Origin of the sequence: Rubellimicrobium rubrum (genome assembly GCF_006152115.1) — a bacterium.
Lineage (GTDB): Bacteria > Pseudomonadota > Alphaproteobacteria > Rhodobacterales > Rhodobacteraceae > Rubellimicrobium > Rubellimicrobium rubrum.
On sequence record NZ_VDFU01000088.1, the window covers coordinates 1 to 1,924 of the forward strand.

Consider the following 1,924-nt stretch of genomic DNA (forward strand, 5'->3'; position numbering starts at 1 on the left):
GTGGCCGGCTTCGCCACCCGGAGCCGCTTCGCCGGCCACCCCAGTCGTAGCGCCCAAGCCGGTCATGCACTGTGGGAGAACGGCTTTTGCGAGAGCTTCAACTCCAAGCTCCGCGACGAGTTCTTGGACGGCGAGATCTTCTACAGCCTCGCCGAAGCCAAGGTCGTCATCGAGAGCTGGCGCCAGCACTACAATACCAGGCGCCCGCACTCGTCGCTGGGCTATCGGCCTCCCGCTCCGGAAGTCGTCCAGTGGCCGGCTTCGCCACCCGGAGCCGCTTCGCCGGCCACCCCAGTCGTAGCGCCCAAGCCGGTCATGCACTAAGTCTGAACCCGGACCACCCGATTGGGGCAGGCCAACCCCAGGACTGCCCCAGAACGGCATAGCGATCTTGGATGCCGAGATGCTTTAGAAGGTTGTCTAGCTCGGACAGGAAAAGGTCCACGGTCCAGACCTCGGGGCCTGCGCCCCGCATATGGGTCGAACGGCCATTGCCGATCTGGTCGTAATGGATCACGGCGCGGCCGGTTTCGGCAAGGTCCGCGAACGCCAGGACGTAATCGTGGGTACAGCCTGGCCCGCCATGCAGGACGACCAGAGGCGTCTTGCCCGAAGCGAGATCGCCGGTGACGCGGTACCAGGTCTCGTAGGCACCAAAAGGCGCTAGGCCCTCTCGTATCGGCATGGTCCTTCCCCGATCCCCGTTGTGCATCGCCTTTTCCGTAAAGGTCGGAAATGTCGGGCGATCCTGTCAAGCCGGGTCAATAGGATATCGTAGGGGCACCTCCCGTTGGACCAGAGACTGCCCGCAGAAGCGGCACAACGGGGCCTGTCGAACACGTCGACGACCCCCGGAGGCAGCGCTCGGATCCACTGTCTCGTCCTTGATCGCCTTGCGGGCGGAAACAGGCGCGCGTCGATACAACTGGACCAGACATCGACGCAGGGCTCGTGGCTCTTGGTGGGTCCGCCCATATCAGGCAGGCGATCGGGCTGCAGCGTTGGCCGCCCAATCAGAGATGGACCTTCTCCATGTCCATCACCGAAGCCGCTTCCACCGACGATAGTGCTCAGAAGACGTTTATGGCGCCCCCAAGCGTTGGGTGTAGCAGACCCTCTGAGTATATCTGCAAAGCAGTGGACCCGTCGCGGCCCGCACAGGCCGCGACGGGTTGATGCGTCAGACGAAGATGAAGTCGGAGGCCGTGACCATCGCGCCGCTGTCGAGATCGGCGATCAGTCCCAGGCCGCTCGGATCCTTGCCGTTGTTGTCGTACCACAAGGTCTGGTCGGTGGTGCGGAAGATGAACCGGTCGTCGCCGTCCTGCGCCACGTTGTCGGCCCGGATCTGGAGGCGCGACGCGGACAGGGTGCCGACCGCCATGCCAAAGCTTGCGGCGCTGAACTCGAAGCGGTCGTTGTTGCCCGCCTGGCTGCGGAAGTCCGTGATGACGTCCCCGAACTCCGCGGACGACGCGAACTGGAACACGTCGTCACCCGCTCCGCCAGACACCGTATCCACCCCGGCCCCGCCAATGAGACGGTCGCTGCCGGCACCGCCGCCAAGCCGATCACTGCCCGCAAGGCCCGACAGGACGTTTGCCGCGTCGTTACCGGTCAAGCTGTTGGCAACCGCGTTGCCTGTGCCGTTGACAGCCAAGGCGCCTGTCAGACGCAAGTTCTCGACGTTCGCTGCGAGTGTCGTGGCCACCGAGGACTGGACGGTATCGACACCTCCGTTGGCGAGTTCGACAACCGAGTCGGCCGTCTCGGAAACGACAAAGATGTCGTCGCCCGCGCCCCCTTCAAGCCGGTCTGCGCCAGCCCCCCCATCGAGGCTGTCGTTCTGGGATCCGCCCACGAGGACGTCTGTTCCTGATCCGCCCAGGAGGCTATCGGCGCCGTCGCGGCCGTCGAGCCAGTC

At 64.8% G+C, this 1,924-nt stretch carries 3 protein-coding genes; 1 reads left to right on the forward strand and 2 read right to left on the reverse strand.

The window, feature by feature from the left end; translation table 11 throughout:
- Positions 1 to 324: integrase core domain-containing protein (locus tag FHG66_RS21290; RefSeq protein ID WP_246082717.1), on the forward strand; the 324-nt coding region annotated here is incomplete at its 5' end.
- Here the strand turns inward: FHG66_RS21290 and FHG66_RS21295 are convergent.
- Together FHG66_RS21295 and FHG66_RS21300 are read right to left on the reverse strand one after the other, a co-directional pair.
- On the reverse strand, positions 314 to 685 hold the full coding sequence (locus tag FHG66_RS21295; RefSeq protein WP_139079149.1) for an alpha/beta fold hydrolase: 372 nt from the start codon (positions 683 to 685) through the stop codon (positions 314 to 316). The two genes, FHG66_RS21290 and FHG66_RS21295, sit on opposite strands and share 11 nt — an antisense overlap.
- A 495-nt stretch (positions 686 to 1,180) precedes the next feature.
- A partial coding sequence (locus tag FHG66_RS21300; protein WP_139079150.1) for a calcium-binding protein occupies positions 1,181 to 1,924 on the reverse strand: 744 nt, incomplete at its 5' end.